Origin of the sequence: Komagataeibacter melaceti, from assembly GCF_003403295.1 — a bacterium.
In the GTDB taxonomy this organism is placed as follows: domain Bacteria; phylum Pseudomonadota; class Alphaproteobacteria; order Acetobacterales; family Acetobacteraceae; genus Komagataeibacter; species Komagataeibacter melaceti.
Map to the genome: position 1 here is coordinate 13,250 of NZ_QUWV01000045.1, position 19,448 is coordinate 32,697.

The 19,448-nt window shown below is 64.9% G+C and carries 23 protein-coding genes; 16 read left to right on the forward strand and 7 right to left on the reverse strand.

Features of this window, described 5'->3' with window-relative positions:
• The first annotated feature begins 41 nt into the window (after positions 1-41).
• The 3 genes from lipA to DY926_RS05935 are packed head-to-tail and all read left to right on the forward strand — an operon-like array spanning position 42 to position 1,834.
• Positions 42-1,034, forward strand: a complete 993-nt coding sequence (gene lipA, locus DY926_RS05925) for a lipoyl synthase (RefSeq protein ID WP_116702531.1) — start codon at positions 42-44, stop codon at positions 1,032-1,034.
• Positions 1,034-1,516 (forward strand): type II toxin-antitoxin system RatA family toxin, encoded by a 483-nt coding sequence (locus tag DY926_RS05930; RefSeq protein ID WP_116702532.1) that lies wholly within the window; start codon positions 1,034-1,036, stop codon positions 1,514-1,516. The genes lipA and DY926_RS05930 overlap by 1 nt, the downstream gene beginning before the upstream one ends.
• A 33-nt stretch (positions 1,517-1,549) precedes the next feature.
• Positions 1,550-1,834 (forward strand): hypothetical protein, encoded by a 285-nt coding sequence (locus DY926_RS05935; protein WP_116702533.1) that lies wholly within the window; start codon positions 1,550-1,552, stop codon positions 1,832-1,834.
• 47 nt (positions 1,835-1,881) lie between these two features.
• Here the strand turns inward: DY926_RS05935 and DY926_RS05940 are convergent, their stop codons facing one another.
• The 4 genes from DY926_RS05940 to DY926_RS05955 are packed head-to-tail and all read right to left on the reverse strand — an operon-like array spanning position 1,882 to position 5,489.
• A complete protein-coding gene (locus DY926_RS05940; protein WP_116702534.1) occupies positions 1,882-2,385 on the reverse strand; it encodes a CinA family protein in 504 nt (167 codons plus the stop codon).
• Between the two features lie 34 nt (positions 2,386-2,419).
• Positions 2,420-2,878, reverse strand: a complete 459-nt coding sequence (locus tag DY926_RS05945) for a phosphatidylglycerophosphatase A family protein (protein ID WP_116702596.1) — start codon at positions 2,876-2,878, stop codon at positions 2,420-2,422.
• Between the two features lie 5 nt (positions 2,879-2,883).
• Positions 2,884-4,884, reverse strand: a complete 2,001-nt coding sequence (locus DY926_RS05950) for a lytic transglycosylase domain-containing protein (protein WP_241503079.1) — start codon at positions 4,882-4,884, stop codon at positions 2,884-2,886.
• Positions 4,884-5,489 carry a YjbE family putative metal transport protein gene (locus DY926_RS05955; RefSeq protein ID WP_116702535.1) on the reverse strand — a complete coding sequence of 202 codons (606 nt, stop codon included), beginning with the start codon at positions 5,487-5,489 and terminating at the stop codon, positions 4,884-4,886. Before DY926_RS05955 ends, DY926_RS05950 begins: the two co-directional genes overlap by 1 nt.
• 224 nt (positions 5,490-5,713) lie before the next feature.
• Here DY926_RS05955 and purB point away from each other — a divergent pair, with 224 nt between their 5' ends.
• The 10 genes from purB to DY926_RS06005 all read left to right on the forward strand — a co-directional run bounded on the left by purB (position 5,714) and on the right by DY926_RS06005 (position 13,392).
• Entirely contained in the window at positions 5,714-7,066 is a 1,353-nt protein-coding gene (gene purB, locus DY926_RS05960; protein WP_116702536.1) for an adenylosuccinate lyase, read from the forward strand.
• Between the two features lie 43 nt (positions 7,067-7,109).
• Entirely contained in the window at positions 7,110-7,841 is a 732-nt protein-coding gene (locus DY926_RS05965) for an NRDE family protein (RefSeq protein ID WP_116702537.1), read from the forward strand.
• 147 nt (positions 7,842-7,988) lie between these two features.
• Positions 7,989-8,753 (forward strand): phosphoribosylaminoimidazolesuccinocarboxamide synthase, encoded by a 765-nt coding sequence (gene purC / locus DY926_RS05970; RefSeq protein ID WP_116702538.1) that lies wholly within the window; start codon positions 7,989-7,991, stop codon positions 8,751-8,753.
• Positions 8,750-8,992: a phosphoribosylformylglycinamidine synthase subunit PurS gene (gene purS / locus DY926_RS05975; protein WP_116702539.1), complete on the forward strand. Its 243-nt coding sequence runs from the start codon at positions 8,750-8,752 to the stop codon at positions 8,990-8,992. The genes purC and purS overlap by 4 nt, the downstream gene beginning before the upstream one ends.
• Positions 8,989-9,372, forward strand: a complete 384-nt coding sequence (locus DY926_RS05980; RefSeq protein ID WP_116702540.1) for a Rap1a/Tai family immunity protein — start codon at positions 8,989-8,991, stop codon at positions 9,370-9,372. The genes purS and DY926_RS05980 overlap by 4 nt, the downstream gene beginning before the upstream one ends.
• Positions 9,369-10,073: a phosphoribosylformylglycinamidine synthase subunit PurQ gene (gene purQ / locus DY926_RS05985; RefSeq protein WP_116702541.1), complete on the forward strand. Its 705-nt coding sequence runs from the start codon at positions 9,369-9,371 to the stop codon at positions 10,071-10,073. The genes DY926_RS05980 and purQ overlap by 4 nt, the downstream gene beginning before the upstream one ends.
• A complete protein-coding gene (gene purL / locus DY926_RS05990; RefSeq protein WP_116702542.1) occupies positions 10,070-12,280 on the forward strand; it encodes a phosphoribosylformylglycinamidine synthase subunit PurL in 2,211 nt (736 codons plus the stop codon). Before purQ ends, purL begins: the two co-directional genes overlap by 4 nt.
• A gap of 18 nt (positions 12,281-12,298) precedes the next feature.
• Positions 12,299-12,538 carry a BolA family protein gene (locus DY926_RS05995; RefSeq protein WP_116702543.1) on the forward strand — a complete coding sequence of 80 codons (240 nt, stop codon included), beginning with the start codon at positions 12,299-12,301 and terminating at the stop codon, positions 12,536-12,538.
• 42 nt (positions 12,539-12,580) lie between these two features.
• A complete protein-coding gene (gene grxD / locus DY926_RS06000) occupies positions 12,581-12,916 on the forward strand; it encodes a Grx4 family monothiol glutaredoxin (RefSeq protein WP_116702598.1) in 336 nt (111 codons plus the stop codon).
• Between the two features lie 146 nt (positions 12,917-13,062).
• Entirely contained in the window at positions 13,063-13,392 is a 330-nt protein-coding gene (locus tag DY926_RS06005) for a hypothetical protein (RefSeq protein ID WP_186336093.1), read from the forward strand.
• Between the two features lie 8 nt (positions 13,393-13,400).
• On the opposite strand, the gene DY926_RS06010 is transcribed toward DY926_RS06005, so the two are convergent.
• Positions 13,401-13,727 (reverse strand): YraN family protein, encoded by a 327-nt coding sequence (locus DY926_RS06010; protein ID WP_116702545.1) that lies wholly within the window; start codon positions 13,725-13,727, stop codon positions 13,401-13,403.
• A 189-nt stretch (positions 13,728-13,916) separates the two neighbouring features.
• Here DY926_RS06010 and DY926_RS06015 point away from each other — a divergent pair, with 189 nt between their 5' ends.
• The gene (locus DY926_RS06015) at positions 13,917-15,335 is read left to right on the forward strand and encodes a phospholipase D-like domain-containing protein (RefSeq protein WP_116702546.1); all 1,419 of its coding nucleotides are present in this window, start codon (positions 13,917-13,919) and stop codon (positions 15,333-15,335) included.
• On the opposite strand, the gene DY926_RS06020 is transcribed toward DY926_RS06015, so the two are convergent.
• Positions 15,326-16,039, reverse strand: a complete 714-nt coding sequence (locus tag DY926_RS06020; protein ID WP_116702547.1) for an endonuclease/exonuclease/phosphatase family protein — start codon at positions 16,037-16,039, stop codon at positions 15,326-15,328. The genes DY926_RS06015 and DY926_RS06020 overlap by 10 nt on opposite strands.
• A complete protein-coding gene (locus DY926_RS06025) occupies positions 16,036-17,112 on the reverse strand; it encodes an AI-2E family transporter (protein WP_116702548.1) in 1,077 nt (358 codons plus the stop codon). The genes DY926_RS06020 and DY926_RS06025 overlap by 4 nt, the downstream gene beginning before the upstream one ends.
• 117 nt (positions 17,113-17,229) lie before the next feature.
• On the opposite strand from DY926_RS06025, the gene DY926_RS06030 reads away from it, so the two are divergent.
• Positions 17,230-18,078: a sulfurtransferase gene (locus tag DY926_RS06030; RefSeq protein WP_116702549.1), complete on the forward strand. Its 849-nt coding sequence runs from the start codon at positions 17,230-17,232 to the stop codon at positions 18,076-18,078.
• Between the two features lie 15 nt (positions 18,079-18,093).
• Complete coding sequence (metC, locus tag DY926_RS06035; RefSeq protein ID WP_186336094.1) at positions 18,094-19,353, forward strand: cystathionine beta-lyase; 1,260 nt, start codon at positions 18,094-18,096, stop codon at positions 19,351-19,353.
• Positions 19,354-19,448: the final 95 nt, after the last annotated feature.

Sequence of the window (19,448 nt, forward strand, 5' to 3'; positions counted from 1 at the left end):
TACACTTCTGGCTATCGGCCTGTTTGCAGGGAATTTGTGCCATGTCTGTGCGTGTGATGATCGACCACCGTAAAAAGGGTGACCCCGCCCTGCGCCACCCGGAAAAGGCGCACAGGCCCGATAACCCGATCGCGCGCAAGCCCGACTGGATACGCGTGCGCGCCCCCAACCACCCCACGTACCATGAAACACGCAAGCTCATGCGTGATAACAAGCTGGTCACGGTGTGTGAGGAGGCAGCCTGCCCCAATATCGGGGAATGCTGGTCGCAGCGGCACGCGACCATGATGATCATGGGCGAAATCTGCACCCGGGCCTGCGCGTTCTGCAACGTCACGACCGGGCTGCCCCACGCGCTTGACCCCGATGAGCCGGAACGGGTGGCCGATGCCGTGGCGCGGCTGGGGCTGCGGCATGTGGTGATCACCTCGGTCGATCGTGACGACCTGGCCGATGGGGGCGCGCAGCACTTCGCGCGCGTTATCGGGGCCATACGCGCCAGCGCGCCTGATACCACCATCGAGATCCTGACGCCTGACTTCCTGCGCAAGCCCGGCGCGCTGGAGGTCGTGGTCCGTGCGCGGCCCGATGTGTTCAACCACAACCTGGAAACCGTGCCCCGGCTCTATCCCGGCATCCGGCCCGGTGCGCGCTATTACCAGTCGCTGCGCCTGCTTGATGACGTGAAACGGCTTGATCCCTCCATCTTCACGAAATCGGGACTGATGCTTGGACTGGGCGAGGAACGGGCGGAAATCCTTCAGGTCATGGATGACCTGCGGATAGCGGACGTTGATTTCATCACCCTGGGGCAATATCTCCAGCCTACGGTAAAGCATGCTGCGGTAGCCCGGTTTGTAACGCCTGATGAATTTGCCGATTACGCGGCCATGGCCCGCGTGAAGGGGTTCCTTCAGGTCAGTTCGTCACCGCTTACCCGGTCTTCGTATCATGCGGATTCTGATTTTGCGGAACTGCGAGCCGCCCGTGAACAGCGTCTGCGGACAGAGCGTGGCGTAATGGAGAGTAAGTGATGCCCACCCATGCCGAACGTCGGCTTATTGCCTATTCCCCCGATCAGCTTTTCGATCTGGTGGCCGACGTCGGGAAATATCCCCAGTTCCTGCCGTGGTGTACCAATGCGCGCGTACGCACGCGCACCAGTAACGAACTTGTCGCGGACCTGACCATCGGGTTTGGTCCCTTCCGGGAGACATTCACCAGCCGTGTCCAGCTTGAAGCCCCCAGCACCATACGTGTCACGTATGAAAAGGGGCCGTTTCGCTACCTGAACAATGTCTGGACGTTCACGCCGGATGCGCGTGGCTGCCTGGTGGATTTTTTCGTGGACTTCGAATTCCGTTCGCGCCTGCTGCAGGCGGCGATCGGCGTGGTCTTTAACGAAGCCGTGCGCCTTATGGTTTCCGCCTTCATCCGCCGTGCGCGTGATATTTACGGGCAACCGCGAACCCCGGCGCCTCAACCGATCGGTCCGGCTGAAGCAGGCAACGCCTGAGTCTCCCTGCCAGACCGGAATGAGAACATCATCATGAAAAAATTTGTCCCCGCCCTCGCCGGTGGTCTTCTGCTGCTGACCACGCTGCATGCCCATGCCGCCCCGGCGTCGCATCCCGCGCCCGGCAGCGATGCCGAAACGGCGGAACTGAACGCCCGCAGCCTGCAGGATGCACGGGCCTCGCTCAAGTCCCGGCAGGCAACAGGCCAGCAGGCCGCGCCGCAGCAGGGAAAGCAGCCCGTGCAGGCAGCCGGCACGGGCGAGACATCCGGCCCGGTTCAGGTGCCGATGACAGGCAGCACCGTCTCGGGGTACTGACCCCGCATACCCGGCATGGGGCGGCCCGGATCAAGGCCCGGCGGGTTTCATCCGCCCGCCAGCCGCCCCGCATGGTCCAGCAGCAGCGCCATTGCGGTCCTTACCGCCTGTGTGCGGACCTCCCCACGATTGCCGGGGAAGACATGGGAAATGGTATCGACCTGCCCACCGCCCGCCACACCAAACCAGACCAGCCCCACGGGCTTGTCCTGCGTGCCGCCGCCGGGGCCTGCAATGCCGGTGATGGCGATGGACAATGTGGCGTCAGGGGTGTTTGCCAGCGCCCCCTGTGCCATGGCGGCCGCGACCTCCCGGCTGACCGCGCCGTGCCGCTCCAGCAGCCCGCTGGAAATGCCCAGCGTATGGTGCTTCATGCTGTTGGAGTAGGTGACAAAACCCCCCGCCACCACATCCGATGACCCGGCCGCATGGGTCAGCGCTGCGGCCAGCAGGCCGCCCGTGCAGCTTTCAGCCGTGACAATACGGCAGCCCGCCGCGCGCAGGCGTTTCAGGACTTCGGGCATGTGGGCAAGGAAGGTCTCTGGCAACATCTGTCACAATCTCCATTTCTGGCGCGCTAACGCTTCAGGCAAGGAAACGGATGCCGCTCAGGATGGCTGCGGCCATGATCCCGGCCACGACATCATCCCCCATGATCCCTACGGCATCATGCCGCCGGTCGAACCAGCCCACCGGGCCGGGCTTGGTGATGTCGAACAGGCGGAACAGCCCGAAGGCAAGCAGCAGCCACAGCACATCCGCCCAGCGCAGCGCGGACAGGCGCAGCGGCGCAAGCGGAAGCATGGACAGCCACATGCCCGCGACTTCATCAATCACGATCCAGCCATGGTCCTCGCCATTGGAGACGAGTTCCGTCGCCCGCCACCCCACAACCGTGCAGACCACTATGGCCAGCGCCATCCATGTGCCATGGGCCAGCAGCGGCAGGCCCGCCACCAGTGCCGCCAGGGAACCTACGGTGCCGGGCGCGCGCGGCGCCAGCCCCGTACCGCAGAAACTGGCGATGAAGCGGGCAGGGGACATCGCCATCAGTTCAGCCCCAGTGCCGGGTCAGTTGCCTGATAAATGGCCATGTTTTCCTCCACCCTTTCAATGTAATTGCGTGTCTCCCCAAAGGGAATGCTCTCTATCCAGTCCAGCATGGCCTCGGGTGCGGGGGTGTCGCGCGCGGGGTTGCCCAGTGTCAGCAGCCAGTTGTCCGTCCGGTGCGGCCCGGCGTTATAGGCAGCGGCCACATACGGGATGATGCTGCCGAGACGCTGCGCGATGTTGGTCAGGTAGGCCGCGCCAAGGCGCATGTTCAGTTGCGGGTCGGTCAGGGTCGTGGCGCTGACATGCACATCCGCCAGCCCGAGCTGGCGGGCGACATCACGGGCCGTGGGCACCATCATCTGCATGAGGCCGACGGCATGCGCCGGGCTGACCACGCCCGCGTCAAACCCGCTTTCCTGCCGTGCTATGGCCAGCGCCATATCGGCGGGCAGAACGGAGGCCGCTGGTGGCGTGTAGGGGCGGGGCCAGCCTTCATGCACTAGCGTCAGCCCGTCGCGCCCGGCCAGGCGGGCCACCATTACGGCGGCATCGGGTATGTCCAGCCGGGTGGCCATGCGGGCGGCCAGCACGTGCTTCATCGGCCCGGTGTCCTGCGCATCCAGCGCCAGAATGAAATCACGCGCATGGTGCCGGTCGCCCCATGCCACCAGAATCTCGGCAGCGCGGGCCAGTTCCGTCGTATCGAAACGCACGGCGTCGGCCACGCTGGGGGCGGGTTCCTTCTGCTGGCGCAGATAGGCGCGGATCTGGCGGCCCGCCTGGTCGGGCACCAGCAACTGGTTCACGCGATTGCCCGCCAGCCATTCAATGGCCATCTGCCCGTAAAATGTATTGGCCAGAAGTGCTGCCTGCCGCCATTGCGCCCGCGCCGCGTCATGTCGGCCCTGCGCCCATAGCGCGCGACCCATCCAGAACAGCCCGCGGCTGCGGGTAATGACCGGCACCGCCTGCGCCAGCGGGGCAAAATCTTCCTGTGCGCGTTCCGGCTGCTTCAGGTATTCGCACCTGATCCAGCCGGTCAGGAACAGGGCGTCGTAATGATTGGCTGACCCGATGGCGGCGCTGTCATTGGCCACGAACAGGGCGTCATCCGCCCGGCGCGCCTGAAGCAGGTCACGCGCCAGCCCGTCACGTTCGCGCCAGAACAGGGCGGCGGTCTCGGGGGGGAGGTGTTTTTCGGTCTCGATACCGCGTGCGCGCCACAGGGCAAGCGCCCCGTCCAGTTGCTGGGCGCGGTGCAGCCAGCGCAGGTGATCAAGCAGGAGTGCTGCATCGGCCTGCTGTTCCGGTGGCAGGGCGGCAAGCATGTCTTCCGCCTGCGGGTCGTTGCGGCGGAAGGCCAGGCGGGCACGGGCAATGGGCTGCTGCGTGGCGTCAAGCAGGGCAACCTGCCTGCCCGCCGCTTCCACCATGCCGGTGCGTTCCTGGCGGTCAAAGCGCTGCCAGTGGTCCTCGCCGCGCAGGACGGCACCAAAAGCGGCCAGCAGGGCCTGCGCATCGGTGGCATTGTCCGCGCGGCGCACCCAGACATCGCGCGCCCAGTCATCAAGCCGGGGCGCGCGGGGAGTAACCGCGTTGCACCGCAGCAGTGCATGCACGTCGTTTAGTGCCAGAACCGGGCACAGCCGGGCTACGGTGGCGTCGTCCGGTTCCGCTGCAAGGGCCTGCTGGAAGCGTGCCAGCAGGGTGGGGCGCAGCGGCCATGAGGGGTTTTCGTGCAGGAAGGTGGCGTATTCATCCGCACTGCCCCCCACGGGGGAAAGCAGGCGCAGGTAGACCAGCAGTTTTGCCGCAACGGGGTCGTCATCGGCATTGCCGGTCGCGGCCTGTCCGGGGGTGGGCCAGTCGCCCTGCGTGGCAGGAGGTGCAACGGGAGGCATGGTCGGGGCGGCGGCATGGGCGCAATGCAGGGCCATGTAGCCCGCCAGCACCAGCCCGGCCGCCTTATCCAGCCACAGGCAGGTGCGCCGGGGCATTACGCGGCACTTCCCACATGGGTCCAGACTTCGCCGCCGCCTTTTATGATCAGTTCGATCGCCACCATCAGCACCACCAGCAGCCCGATCCATGAAATCCAGCGGTACCGTTCCAGCAGCCGGGCAATGAGTGCTGCCGCAACGGCCATCAATGTTACGGATATGACCAGCCCGGCCACCAGCACGCCCATATGTTCCCCGGCGGCACCGGCGACCGCCAGGACATTATCAAGGCTCATGGACAGGTCGGCCACGATAATGCGGATAATGGCGTTGCGCAGCGATGCGGGCGCGGGCGTGCCTTCCTGCGTGTGGGCGGGGCCGGCCATTTCGCGGTACATGCGCCAGCACACCCACAGCAGCAGCAACCCGCCCGCCAGCGTCAGACCGATGATGGCCAGCAGCCTGACGGCAACCAGCGCCAGGCAGATGCGGATGAGCGCCGCCCCCAGCACGCCCCACAGGATGGCGATTCGGCGTGAACGGTGCGGCAGGTTGCGCACCGCCATGCCCACCACGACGGCATTGTCCCCCGCAAGGGTCACGTCAATCAGGATGACCTGGGCCAGCGCATAAAGGGCGGAAGATGAAAAAAAGGCGGCCATGGGCGGGGCTGGTCCTGCATTGTGGGGGGAAGCGCGCAGCGGGGCAGGGCTTCACAACTGCTTTATGCCGTTCTCTGGGTGCATCATGCAATCGTGCCTGTCATGACAGATGATGTATGCCCCATGATAAAACGGGCGTGAATTAAGGAAGACGCACGCGACAGAATTGGTTAGGAAGGCGACCTGATCCCGATTGTGTTGCTGAGCCAAGGAAGCCCGAGAACATGGTACCGCGCTATACCCGCCCCGTCATGGCCGCCATCTGGTCGCCCGAGAACCGCTACCGCATCTGGTTCGAGATCGAGGCCCTGGCCTGCGAGGCCATGGCGGAATACGGCGCGATTCCCGCGCAGTCCGCCCGGACCATCCGTGAAAAGGGCGATGCCGCGATGGCCGCCTTCTCGCAGGCCGACCTTGACCGCATTGACGAGATCGAGGCCGAAACCCGCCATGACGTCATTGCCTTCCTGACCTGGCTTGCTGAAAAGATCGGGCCGGACAGCCGCTTCGTGCATCTGGGCATGACATCGTCCGATGTGCTGGATACCTGCCTGTCCGTGCAGATGGTGCAGGCGACCGACCTGCTGCTGGAGGATCTGGACGCCGTTCTGGCGGCGCTCAAGCGCCGGGCGTTCGAGCATAAATATACCCTGACCATCGGCCGCAGCCACGCCATCCATGCCGAGCCGACATCCTTCGGGCTGAAACTGGCCGGTCATTATGCCGAATTCGCCCGCAACCGCGCCCGCCTGCTCCGCGCGCGTGAGGAGATCGCGGTCTGCGCCATTTCCGGCGCGGTCGGCACCTATGCGCATATCGACCCGCGCGTTGAGGAATTCGTGGCCAGCAGGCTGGGCCTGAAGCCGGAGGATGTCTCGACGCAGGTGATCCCGCGCGACCGGCATGCGGCCTATTTCTGCGCGCTGGCGGTCATTGCCAGCGGGATCGAGCGGCTCGCGACCGAAGTGCGCCACCTGCAGCGTTCGGAAGTGCGTGAGGCGGAAGAATTCTTCCACAAGGGGCAGAAAGGCTCCTCCGCCATGCCGCACAAGCGCAACCCCGTCCTGTCGGAAAACCTGACCGGTCTGGCGCGCCTGGTGCGTTCGCACGTTATTCCCGCGCTGGAAAACGTGGCCCTGTGGCATGAGCGCGACATCAGCCATTCCTCGGTTGAGCGCAACATCTGCCCAGATGGCACGATCGGGCTGGACTTCGCGCTCATGCGCCTTGCGGGCATGATGGAAAAGCTGGTGGTCTATCCCGACCAGATGCAGGCCAATATCGACAGCCTTGGCGGTGTCGTCCATTCGGGCGAGGTGCTGCTGGCGCTGGCGCGCGCCGGAATCCTGCGCGAGGACGCCTACCGCATCGTCCAGCGCAACGCGATGGCGACATGGACCCGGCTTGGCCACAAGGATGCCAAAACCTTCCGTGAAAACCTGGAGGCCGACCCCGAAGTGGCGGGCCGCGTACCGGCAGAGGTGCTGGACGCTGCGATGGACAGCGCATCGCATCTGCGCTCCCTTGACCATACCTTCACCCGCGTCTTTGGCGAGACGGGGCCCGCACGGAGCTGAACCGCCCCGTGGCCTGACGGAAACAACAGCAGGATATTGGCGCGTGTGTACTGTCGTCATCTCTCACGATCCGGATCAGGAATGGCCGCTGCTGCTGGCGGCCAACCGTGATGAACGCCTCGACCGCCCCTGGCTGCCGCCGGGGCGGCACTGGGCCGACCAGCCCCAGGTCATGGGCGGGCAGGATTGTGTGGCGGGCGGCTCGTGGCTGACCCTGAATGACGCAGGCGTCGTGGCCGGGATCATGAACCGCGTGGGCAGTCTTGGCCCGGCGCCGGGCAAGAACTCCCGTGGCGCGCTGCCGCTGCTGGCCGGACGGTTCACGACCGCGGATGAAGCGGTCAGCCATATCGCCACGATCGACGCGGGCGCGTGGCGTTCGTTCAACATGATCGTGGCGGACCGGACGGACGCCTTTTTCATCCGTGGTCCCGGCTATGGCCAGCCGCAGGTCGAACGCCTGGCGCCCGGCGTGCACATGGTCGCCACCACCGACCCCGATGACATGGCCATGCCGCGCATCCACCGCCACCTGCCGCGATTCCGCGCGGCGGTGCGCCCCGTGCCGCCGGAATGGACGGCATGGACCACCCTGCTGGCCGACCGTTCGCTGCCGGCTGGCAGCGAGATCAACATCCCGCCGCGTTCCGGCTTTGGCACGTGCAGTTCATCGGCCATTGGTGTCGCGCGGGAAGGGGATGGCCGCCGGTCATGGTTTTTCGCCCCCGGCGCGCCCGATCGCGTGGGCTACCACCCGGTCGATCTGGGCGCGTAGGGCGGGTACCAGAGGTAAATGGTATCTTCCCGGCCGGAACGCTGCTATGGCATGCGCATTATTCGGGAACATGCCGACAGCAGATCCCGCAGATCAGGGGAGGGGCCGCTCCCGGCCCGTCCCCACAGCCTTATGTGAAGGACGAGTATGGGCCGCCGCCGCCAGCTTTACGAAGGAAAAGCCAAGATCCTTTTCGAGGGGCCGGAACCCGGCACCCTCGTGCAGTACTTCAAGGATGACGCCAGTGCCGGAAACGGCGCGAAAAAGGGTATCATCACCGGCAAGGGAGTGCTGAACAACCGCATCAGCGAACACCTGATGCTGCGTCTGCACGATATCGGGATTCCGACCCATTTCATCCGCCGCCTCAACATGCGCGAGCAGCTGATCCGTGAAGTCGAGATCATTCCGCTCGAGGTTGTGGTGCGCAACGTGGCCGCGGGCTCGCTGTCCAAGCGGCTGGGCATTCAGGAAGGCACGCGCCTGCCGCGCCCGATCATCGAATTCTATTACAAGAACGACGCCCTGAACGACCCGATGGTGAGTGAGGAACACATCACCGCCTTCGGCTGGGCCTGCCCGCATGACATGGAAGACATCGTGGCGCTGAGCATGCGCGTGAACGACTTCCTGTGCGGCCTGTTCATGGGCGTCGGCATCATCCTTGTCGATTTCAAGCTGGAATTCGGCCGCCTGTTCGAGGGCGACAACATGCGCATCGTGCTGGCCGACGAAATCTCGCCCGATAACTGCCGCCTGTGGGACGCCAAGACCAGCGAGAAGATGGACAAGGACCGCTTCCGCAGGGACATGGGCAAGGTTGAGGAAGCATATCAGGAAGTGGCGATGCGCCTGGGTATCCTGCCCGAGGCCACGAATGCCGACATGAAGGGACCGGAGGTAATGCAATGAAGGTGCGCGTGACCGTCATGCTGAAGGAAGGCGTGCTCGACCCCCAGGGCAAGGCGGTGGAACATGCCCTGCATGTGCTGGATTTCAAGAACGTGGGTGAAGTCCGCATTGGCCGCGTGATCGAGCTTGAAGTTGACGAGACCGATCCTGCCCGTGCCCGCGCGCAGGCTGATGCCATGGCGCGTGCGCTGCTGGCCAACCTTGTGATCGAGGATTTCACAACGGAGGTCGTTGGATGAAGATCGCCCGCCTTCTTGCCCTTGGCTGTGCCATGGCCGTGGCGCTGCCGGTGGCGCAGGCCTCCGCGCAGCGTGTCTCGCGCATTGATGGCAACCGGCTCGGGTCCATGTGCACCAAGCCTGCTTCCACCGGGCTGTGTGATGCCTACATCTCGGGCATTGCGGATTCCGTGACCCTTGCGCACCTGTTCGAACGCAATGCGGAAAAGGACAGCAAGGATGTCCCGGCCTTCTGCATCGCGACATCCGTTGATACGGCTGATCTGCGCGGCAAGGTCGTAAGCTGGATGAAGGCCCATCGCGACGGACTGAACCGCCCTGCGGGCGAGGTTGTCTTTACCGCACTGCATGACTCCTATCCCTGTGGCGACGGCAAATGAAGGCGGCGATTGTAGTTTTTCCCGGCACCAACCGCGAACGCGACATGGCGATCGCGCTGCGCAGCGTGACCGGACAGGCCCCGGCCATGGTCTGGCACCGCGATGCGGCGTTGCCGGCCGGGCTTGATCTCGTGGTGCTGCCCGGCGGGTTCAGCTATGGCGATTACCTGCGTTGCGGCGCCATGGCCGCCCATGCGCCCATCATGACCGCCATCCGCGAATTTGCGCAGAAGGGTGGCCACATACTGGGCGTGTGCAACGGCTTCCAGATCCTGACCGAAGCCCAGCTCCTGCCCGGCGCGCTGCTGCGCAATGCGTCGCTGCGCTTCCTGTCACAGGACTGCTTCCTGCGCGTGGAACGCAATGACACGCCGTTCACCCGCCACTGGGCGAAGGGCGACGTGTACCGCACCCCCATGGCGCATGGCGATGGCAATTACATTGCCGAGGCCGAGACCATCCGCATGCTGGAAGACACCGGGCGTGTCGCCTTCCGTTACGTGGCGGAGAACGGGCGGATGGACGCGGGCGACCCGCAGCTCAACCCCAATGGCAGCATGAACGCCATTGCCGGTGTGTTCAGCGAGAACCTGCGCATCTGCGGCATGATGCCCCACCCGGAGGATCTGGTGGATCCGCTGATGGGGGGCGAGGATGGTAAACCCCTGTTTACGGGACTTGTGGAGGCTCTGGTCGGATGAGTGCAAAGGCACAACGTCCCGTTGATGAGGCACTGGCACGCGAATTCGGCCTGACAGCGGAAGAATATGGCAAGGTCCTGGCGATCATGGGCCGCACGCCCTCGTTCACGGAACTGGGCATTTTCTCGGTCATGTGGTCGGAACACTGCTCGTACAAATCATCGCGCGCGTACCTGAAAACCCTGCCCACCACCGCGCCATGGGTGATCCATGGCCCCGGCGAGAACGCGGGCGTTGTCGATATCGGGCAGGGGCTGGCCGCCATCTTCAAGATGGAAAGCCACAATCACCCCTCCTTCATCGAACCCTATCAGGGTGCGGCGACGGGCGTGGGCGGCATCCTGCGTGACGTGTTCACCATGGGTGCGCGCCCGGTCGCGAACCTCAACGCCCTGCGCTTTGGCGACCCTGACAACGCGCAGACGCGCCGCATTGTCGATGGTGTGGTGCGCGGCGTGGGTGGGTACGGCAACTGCGTGGGCGTGCCCACCGTGGGCGGCGAGATCAATTTCCACCCGGCCTATGACGGCAACCCGCTGGTCAACGCCATGACCGTGGGCGTGGCGCGGCAGGACCGCATCTTCCTCTCGGCGGCGGCGGGAATCGGCAACCCGGTCATTTACGTAGGATCGAAGACCGGGCGTGACGGAATTCATGGCGCCACCATGTCCTCATCGGAATTTGATGAAGACGCGCTGGCCAAGCGCCCGACCGTGCAGGTGGGTGACCCGTTTGTCGAGAAGCTGCTGATCGAGGCCTGCCTTGAACTGATGGCGACCGATGCGATCGTGGCCATTCAGGACATGGGGGCTGCGGGCCTGACCTCATCCGCCGTTGAAATGGCGGGCAAGGGCGGTGTCGGCATCGACCTTGACCTTGATAACGTGCCCCAGCGCGAGCGCGGCATGAGCGCGTATGAGATGATGCTGTCCGAAAGTCAGGAGCGCATGCTGATCGTGCTGCGCCCCGACCGCACGGAACAGGCACGCGCCATCTTTGACAAATGGGAGCTGGATTTCGCCGTCATCGGCCACCTGACCGATACCGGCAATATCGTGATCCGCCACAAGGGCGCGGTCGAGGCGGACATCCCGCTGGCCCCCCTGGCCGACCAGGCCCCGGTCTATCACCGCCCCACCGCACCCGCGCAGCCGCCGCTGCCCATGGAGCCGGTCATTGACCCGGTGGGCACGGAGCAGGCGCTGATGCGGCTGATCGGCTGCCCGGACCTGGCCTCGCGCGCATGGGTTTACAACCAGTATGACAGCACGGTGGGCGGGCAGACGGTCCGCCGCCCGGGTGCCGCCGATGCCGCCATCGTCAAGGTGGAGGACACGGAACTCGGCCTCGCGTTGACCACGGACTGCACGCCGCGCTACTGCCGCGCCAATGCGAAGCTGGGCGGCGCGCAGGCTGTTGCGGAAGCATGGCGCAACATTACCGCAACCGGCGCGCGCCCGCTGGCGGTGACCGATAACCTCAACTTCGGCTCCCCTGAAAAGCCCGAGGTGATGGGGCAGTTTGTCGATGCCATCGCGGGCATGGGCGAAGCCTGCCGCGCGCTCGACTTCCCGGTCGTGAGCGGGAACGTCTCGCTTTATAACGAGACGCGCATGCCCGATGGCACGTCGCAGTCCATCCTGCCCACTCCCGCCATTGGCGGTCTGGGCGTGCTGGATGATGTGCGTCTGGCAGTCGGGCTGGAAATGCCCGATGGCTGCGACATCATGCTGCTGGGCGAGACGAAGGGCCAGCTTGGCCAGTCCATCTGGCTGCGTGAAATCCTTGGCAGCCAGGACGGGGAACCGCCCACGCTCGACCTCGCGGCGGAGCGGCGCAACGGTGATTTCGTGCGTGAACTGATCGGCCAGCGCACCATTATCGCGTGTCATGACGTGGCTGATGGCGGCGTTCTGGTCGCGGTGGCGGAAATGGTCATGGCGGGGCAGGCGGGCTGCGTGCTGGACAGCCCGCAGTCAGGCATGCGGCCCGAGGCGTTCTGGTTTGGTGAGGACCAGTCCCGCTACATCGTGGCGGTGCGTGATGGCACGGCTCTTGCTGCCATGGCGGAACGGGCCGGTGTGCCCTGCCGCAGGCTGGGCCGGTCTGGCGGGCAGGGTTTGACATTGCCCAACGGGTCTACAATATCCAAGGAACGTCTGGTCGCGGTGCATTCCGAATTCTTTCCGCGACTGATGGACCGATAGGCAGGAGCTTGAAGCCATATGGCAATGACGGCACAGGAAATCGAAACCTACATCCGCGAATCCCTGCCCGACGCGAAGATCACGATTACCGATCTGGCAGGGGACGGAGACCACTATGCATGCAGCGTGGTGAGTGAGGCTTTCCGTGGCCTGTCGCGCGTGCGGCAGCACCAGATGGTTTATGATGCGCTGCAGGGGCATATGGGTGGCAAGCTCCATGCGCTGGCCCTGCAGACACAGACCCCCGAGCAGGTCTGACCGGATTTTTCCCCATTTATTTCCATTACAGGAAACATGATCATGGCTGAAACAATCGCACAGCGCATTCAGGCGCAGATCGATACAACCCCCGTCATGCTTTACATGAAGGGTGACGCCAACTTCCCGCAGTGCGGGTTCTCCGCCCGGGTGGTGGAAGTGCTCAAGCACATGGGCGTGCCGTTCAAGACCGCGAACGTGCTGGAAGATCCCGAACTCCGCCAGGGGATCAAGGAATTCTCCAACTGGCCGACCGTGCCGCAGCTTTACATCAAGGGCGAGTTCATCGGCGGCTGCGATATCGTGACCGAAATGTACCAGACCGGTGAGCTGGAAAAGCTGCTGACCGAAAAGGGCATCGCCACGGCCGCCGCCTGATCACGCGGGGCGCCACACGGCAGACAAACAGGCGGGCGGGGCAGAAATGCACCGCCCGTTTTGCATTTGGGGCATAACATCCCTTGCGCGGCAGCTACCGTTTCGCCTAGCTTCCTTCAGGTTCGGGAATCAGAAGGGGGATGCGGATGCGACACGGTGACTTGCGTTTTGCTACAATGCTGCTGCTTGGCGCAGGTCTGATCGGAAGCATCTCAACCCCGGCCCACGCACGGACCCACCCGGTAACGGAGAGTGAGGCCGACCGCCTGACCCTTGGCGCGCTGATCGCGCCTCCGCCGCCGCCCGTACGCCATGTCGCGTACCGTCATGGCAGCACCCATGCGCCTGTGGTTCTGGCGGCGCATCATGGCTCCGTCGCCCATACGCGGCGCACGATGGTGCATACCATTGTCTATCATCCGCATGGCGCGACCATCCACCACGCCCGTACCGCGCCCGCGCGGCATCGTACCTGACCTGATATTCAGAACTGCCTGAACGCGTCCGGTATCCATTCAATGGTATTGCCGGGCAGCACGGCGCAGACATCAAAGCGGATGCTGTCGTAAACCCAGTCCGGGTTGGCGGCGCACAGGTATCGGGCTGCGTTCATGATGCGGCTGACCTGTCCGGGGCGGATGGCCTCGCCTGCCGCCAGCAGTGACGGGCGGGCCTTGACCTCCACGAATACCAGGCAACTCCCGTGCAGGGCCACAAGGTCTATCTCCCCCCAGCGCGTGCGGGCGCGGTGTAGCAGCACCTGCCAGCCCCTTGCCTTCAGATCCGCCATTGCGGCATGTTCGGCGGCCATCCCATCGTCAAAGGCCCGCCTGCCGCGTCGTTGCCGGTGGGGGGACGATGCCGGTCTGTCATGTTCGGTCAGGCTGGCCTCCCGCGTGGTGGAACATTACTGTGCAATATGTACCCGTTAGGATAAGGACAGGGCGAGAGCCGGTTTCCTGGCCGGGTAACGTCGTCCGTCCCGGGTAGGATATGTGACATGATCTTCCATGCCATCACCATATGGGATTTTTCCCTGCTGCTGGTGCGTCTGTGCATTATTGCCATCGTAATGGTGCATGTCCTGCTGACCAAGCGTGATGTCGGGGCCTCGATCGGGTGGATTGGCGTGACCGTGCTCATGCCCATGACGGGCGGCATCCTGTATTCCATGTTCGGCATCAACCGCGTGCACCGGCGCGCGCGGCGCATGGTGGGTGAACACCCGTGGCGCAGCCGCACCATGTCCTCCCACTGGCGCAGGGAGGAGGAGGGGGATTTCGCGCCCCTGGCCTCCATGGTGAGCAAGCTGACAAGCCGGCCCCTGCTCAGTGGCAATACCATCATCCCCATGCATGATGGCGATACGGTCTATCCCCGCATGCTGGAGGCCATAAACGGCGCGCAGCACAGCGTGCTGATCTGTTCCTACATCTTCCGTGCTGACAAAATCGGCCAGCAGTTCTGCACGGCCCTCATCGCCGCGCATAAACGGGGCGCGCAGGTGCGCGTGCTGGTTGATGGCGTGGGGTCGGGCTATTTCAACTGCGGTGTGGAACGTATCCTGCGCCGCGCGGGGGTGCCGGTCGGGCGGTTCATGCATTCCATGCTGCCGTGGCGCATGCCGTTCATCAACATGCGTGACCACAAGAAGATACTGGTGGTGGACGGGCGCACCGGCTTCATGGGGGGGCTGAACATCGGGGAGGAGAACATCGCCGCCTCCCACCCCCGGCATCCGGTGTCCGACACGCATTTCGAGATTCAGGGGCCGGTCGTCCACCAGTTGAGCGAGGCTTTCGCACGGGACTGGGCCTTCACCCGGGGCGAGGAACTGACGGCGGACATCTTCTTTCCCTCCCAGGTGGGCAACGGGTCGGTGCTGAGCCGGATCGTGACGGCAGGGCCGGACCTGGACATGGAAAAGATCGAGTACACGATGCTCCAGGCCTTCACGATGGCGCGGCACAGCATCCGGATCATGACGCCCTATTTCCTGCCCGATGACAGGTTCCTGACCGAACTGGCGCTGGCGTCGCTGCGGGGGATCGAGGTGGATATCGTGGTGCCATGGCACAGCAACCATACGCTGCTGGATTGGGCGCGGTCGGCCAACCTGCCGCGCTTTCTGGATTCAGGGTGCCGGATCTGGCTGGCGCGGCCACCGTTCAACCACTCCAAGCTCATGGTCGTGGACCGGCACTGGTCGTTCGTGGGCAGTTCGAATCTGGACGTGCGCAGCCTGCGCCTGAACTTCGAGATCAACCTCGAATCCTATGATGACGCGCTGGCCAGTTCGATTGACGGGTTCATCGCCATGCACCGGCATGTACGGCTGACGCATCATGATCTCGACCGGCGCTCCTTCCCACGCAAGCTGCGCGATGCCGCGGCCCGGCTGCTTCTGCCCTATTTGTAGGCCCGACCGCCCGAGGGCTTGAGCAGCACCGATATGGGGCGGTGGTCGGAGGCATAGTTCTCGATCACATGCCGCTCAAGGCAGGTCAGCCCGCGCACGAGGCAGCGGTCGAGGCGGATGGGCAGCATGTCGGCCATGCGGTGGGTGGGCGCACGCGGCCCCACATCATGAAAATGCCGGATCAGCGCGGGGCCGACCTGGTTGAAGTCCCCCAGTATCGCGGCCTGCTGCGGCAGGATCTGGACCACGCGGCGCAACTGCCGGCGATTGAGCAGTTGCCCGTGCGAGAGATGGACATTCGCCACGACAAGCGAGCGACATTCCACAATCTGCGCCACCCGGCGGATCAGCGTGCCCGCGGGCAGGGTGCAGGTCAGCGGGGGGCGGCGGTAGGGCCACGGGCTCCAGCAGGCCAGCCCGTGGATGCGGCCGGGCAGGGGGGAGCGCGCGTAATGGCCGCCGATCAGCGTGGGCAGGGTGTCGATATCCACCGTTGCCTCCTGCATCAGCAGCAGGTCGGGGCGTTCGGCGCGGATCAGGTCGATCACGTCACGCACCGTGGCCCCGATGCGGCGCAGCAGGTTCCAGCTTACGACCTTGAGCGCCCCGCCTTCACGTTCGGGCGGGGCGAGTTCCATCTGCGGCGGCATGCCCTGCCGGGGGTGGATGGAGGGCAGGCGGAGATAGGGACGGGCTAGGGTCATGGTTCGATAAAGGGCTCGCGCATTTCGTCAGGTAAGGGGGTGGGGGAATGGGGATCACCCGCCGCGAATTCAGCCGTAAGCGTATAGCCCACGCCAATCAGCACCGGGCCAAGGAAAATGCCCAGCCCGCCGAATGTCAGCACCCCCCCCAGCACGCCCAGTACGGTCAGCAGGTAGGGCATCTGCGCCCCGCGTGCGATGAACATGGGGCGGATCACGTGGTCCGCGCCGGAAATGATGATCGTGCCGTACAGCAGCAGGAAGATGCCCCAGCCGGGGTGGTGGGTCAGCAGCAGGAACACGGCCGCCGGAATCCAGATCAGCGGCGCGCCGATGGGCAGCACCGCAATGAAGGCGGTGATCGCCCCCAGCAGCACCGGGCTGGAAATGCCCGCGATGGCAAAGCCGATTCCGGTCAGGATTCCCTGTATGATGGCGGTGCCAAGGATACCGTACACCGTGCCCCGTATGGTGCGGCCCACAATGCCCAGTATCCGGTCTGCATAGACCCCGGCGATGCGGCGCACCACGGCCACGAATGTATTGCCCAGCGCATCACCGCCCAGCCAGAAAAAGAACGAGATGAACAGTGCCATGGCCAGATGCGCCATGCCGCTTGCCATCTGCATCATCGCGCTGAGCGCGGACTGCCCGATCCGCCCGGCATAGGGGCGGATGGTCTCGTCTATGCTGCCGATATCGGCTGACCATTTCTGCCATTTGTCCACGATCTCGGGGCCGAAATGCGGTATGTGCGCGATCCGCGCGGGCAGCGGCGGCAGGTGCAGCGTGCCTACGGTATCGACAATATACTGCAAGGTGGCCGGGACATCGGCAATGCTGCTCGACACCACGATGACCAGCGGCACAACCAGCACCAGCGCGCATAGCAGGGTCATGACCAGGGCCGCGGGCAGCAGCGACATGCTGGCGCGCAGCCGCATGAAGACCGGCCATGTGGAAAAGGTCAGGATCGCCGCCCAGAGCAGGGCGGTGATAAAGGGATACAGGATCAGGACGCAGCCAAATGCGATCCCGCCCAGCATCAAGCCCATCATGATACGTTCGACCATATGGCTGACGTACCCCCTCCCACGCGGAAACAAAAGACAAATGTTCAGGACTTTCGTTCCCGCGCGCTATGCTGCACCCTGTCGGGCACACAGTGTTCCTACAGACCGGGAGAAGGTATGCATCCGCTGATCTCAGCCAGTGATCTGGCCCATGCCATACAACAGGATAACATCCTTGTGCTGGATGCCAGCATGGCGCTACCCGGCCAGAGCTTCGACCCCCAGCAGCGTTTTGCCAACGCGCATATCGCCGGGGCCGTGCGCTTTGACATCGACACGTTTTCGGACCCGGACTCGCCGCTGCCCCACACCATTCCGGGGCAGGCCCGCTTTGCCCGGCTGGCGGGCGAACTGGGCATGGCCAATGACCGGCGCATCGTGTTCTACGATCAGGATGGCATGGCCTGCGCCGCGCGCGGGTGGTGGCTGGCCGGCCTGTTCGGCCATGATCAGGTGCAGGTGCTCGAAGGTGGGCTGCCCGCATGGAAACGCGCGGGCCTGCCGCTGGAATCCGGGCCGGGCGTGCCCACCCCGGCAGCCTTTGTCTGCCGCCCGCGGTACAGCCGCCTGCGCGGGCAGGGTGATGTGCTGGCCATGGTGCAGGGGCACATGTCGGGCCTGATTCTGGATGCACGCAGCCGCGCCCGCTTTGAGGGCAGCGCGGCCGAGCCCCGTCCGGGCATCCGCTCGGGCCATATGCCGGGCGCGCGCAGCCTGCCCTATACCGAACTGCTGGATGACAGTGGCCGTTTCCTGCCCGCCGATACGCTGAAGGAGAAATTCTCCGCCCTGGGCGTGAGCGGCACCACCGCCGTCACCTGTTCATGCGGTAGCGGCATGACAGCCTGCATGCTGGCGCTGGGGCTGGCCAGCGTGGGGATGGGAGCGGGCGCTGCCGCCGTATATGACGGGTCATGGGCGGAATGGGCGTCCACCCCGGGTTCGCCCATCGTGACCGGCGCATAGGAACGGACGACAGACATGACCAATCCCGCGGTGCAGGTACCCGAAGCGCTGATGGAAAGCGTGGTGCGCGGCTGGCGCGACCTTTCCACCCGGCTGGTCCAGATCGGACGCGACAGGCCGGAGGGGGCGGCGGGCATTTTCGTCAACCCGCCCGTAACCCGTGGCTCCACCGTGCTGTTTTCCAGCCTTGAGGCCATGGATGCGGCCGGTCAGCGCCGGTATGACGATGAACTGATCTATGGCGCCATGGGCACGCCCGTGCAGCACCGCCTGGAACAGGCCATTGCCGAGCTGGATGGCGGCCGGTACGGGCAGATCGTGCCCTCGGGGCTGGCGGCCTGCGCGCTGCCGTTCCTGGCCTATGTCAGCGCGGGCGATCACTGCCTGCTGTCCGATTCCGTTTATGGTCCCACCCGCCGCTTTGCCGACAGGGTGCTGCGCCGCTTCGGGGTGGAGGTGACGTATTTCCCCCCGCTGGCGGATGAGGATGAACTGCGTGCGCTGGTCCGTCCCACCACGCGCCTCATCTATGCCGAAAGCCCGGGCAGCCATTCGTTCGAGGTGCAGGACATCCCGATGCTTGGCCGCCTTGCCGCCAGCATCGGTGCGCGGCTGGTCGTGGATAATACGTGGGGCATCGGCCTGTTCGATCCCTTTGCCGCAGGTGCGCATGTATCGGTGCAGGCGCTGACGAAATACCCGGCCGGCCATTCGGACACCATTATCGGCGCGGTCAGCGTTGCGTCGGAACAGGACTGGCGGCTGCTGCGTGACACCGCCATCCAGGCGGGCCAGACGGCCGGGCCGGATGACTGCTGGCTGACGCTGCGTGGCCTGCATACCATGGGCGTGCGGCAGGAACGTCAGGCCGCGACCGCCATTGCCGTGGCGCTGTGGCTGCACGAACGGCCCGAGGTGCGGCGCGTGCTGCACCCGGCGCTGCCTTCATGCCCGGGGCATGAGAACTGGAAGCGCGATTTCAAGGGCGCGTCATCGCTGTTTGGCGTCGTGTTCGATCCCGCCTTTGACGCAGCGGACATGGCCGCGATGATCGACAGCCTGACCCTGTTCGGCATCGGGGCGTCATGGGGAGGGTATGAAAGCCTTGTGCTGCCGACAACGGGCAGCATCTCGCGCTCCTGCCGGTCGGTTACGCAGGATGGTCCGGCCTGCCGCTTCCATATCGGGCTGGAAGCAGGCGATGCCCTGCTGGCCGATCTGGAACAGGGGCTTGGGCGTATGGCTGCATCGCGTGATGGACGTGCCGGAGCCTGACGTGGATCAAGGCCGCCCCGTGGCGGCAGTGGGACACAGGGGCAGGACATAAAGGAAATACCCGGTCTCCGGCCCCCGCTTGTGGCGGGGGATAA